The organism is Streptomyces endocoffeicus, from assembly GCF_016741935.1.
Lineage (GTDB): Bacteria > Actinomycetota > Actinomycetes > Streptomycetales > Streptomycetaceae > Streptomyces > Streptomyces endocoffeicus.
Genome location: NZ_JAERRG010000183.1, coordinates 1 through 838, shown reverse-complemented (window position 1 = coordinate 838; position 838 = coordinate 1). Strand labels below are relative to the sequence as shown.

General features: G+C 65.3%; 1 protein-coding gene. It reads left to right on the top strand.

Annotated features, from left to right (window positions below; all coding sequences use genetic code 11):
* Positions 1 to 838: flavodoxin-dependent (E)-4-hydroxy-3-methylbut-2-enyl-diphosphate synthase (ispG, locus tag JK364_RS54490; RefSeq protein ID WP_201858892.1), on the top strand; the 838-nt coding region annotated here is incomplete at both ends.

Genomic DNA, 838 nt, shown 5'->3' with positions numbered 1-838 from the left:
TCTCGGTGCAGTCGATGACGACGACGGTGACGGCGGACATCGGTGCGACGTTGCAGCAGATCGCGGAGCTGACGGCGTCGGGGTGCCAGATCGTGCGGGTGGCGTGTCCGTCGCAGGATGACGCGGACGCGCTGCCGGTGATCGCGAAGAAGTCGCAGATTCCGGTGATCGCCGATATTCATTTCCAGCCGAAGTATGTGTTCGCGGCGATTGATGCCGGGTGTGCGGCGGTGCGGGTGAATCCGGGGAACATCCGGCAGTTCGACGACAAGGTCAAGGAGATCGCGAGGGCGGCGTCGGACGCGGGTGTGCCGATTCGTATCGGGGTGAACGCGGGGTCGCTGGACAAGCGGTTGCTGGAGAAGTACGGCAAGGCCACGCCGGAGGCGCTGGTGGAGTCGGCGTTGTGGGAGTGTTCGCTGTTCGAGGAGCACGGGTTCCGGGACATCAAGATCTCGGTGAAGCACAACGATCCGGTGGTGATGGTCAACGCCTACCGTCAGCTGGCGGCTCAGTGTGACTATCCGCTGCATCTGGGGGTGACCGAGGCGGGTCCGGCGTTCCAGGGGACGATCAAGTCGGCGGTGGCGTTCGGTGCGCTGCTGAGTGAGGGGATCGGGGACACGATCCGGGTGTCGTTGTCGGCGCCTCCGGCGGAGGAGGTCAAGGTCGGCATCCAGATTCTGGAGTCGTTGAATCTGCGGCAGCGGCGGCTGGAGATCGTCTCGTGTCCGTCGTGCGGCCGTGCGCAGGTGGATGTGTACAAGCTCGCGGACCAGGTGACGGCCGGTCTGGAGGGCATGGAGGTCCCGCTGCGGGTGGCGGTCATGGGATGTGT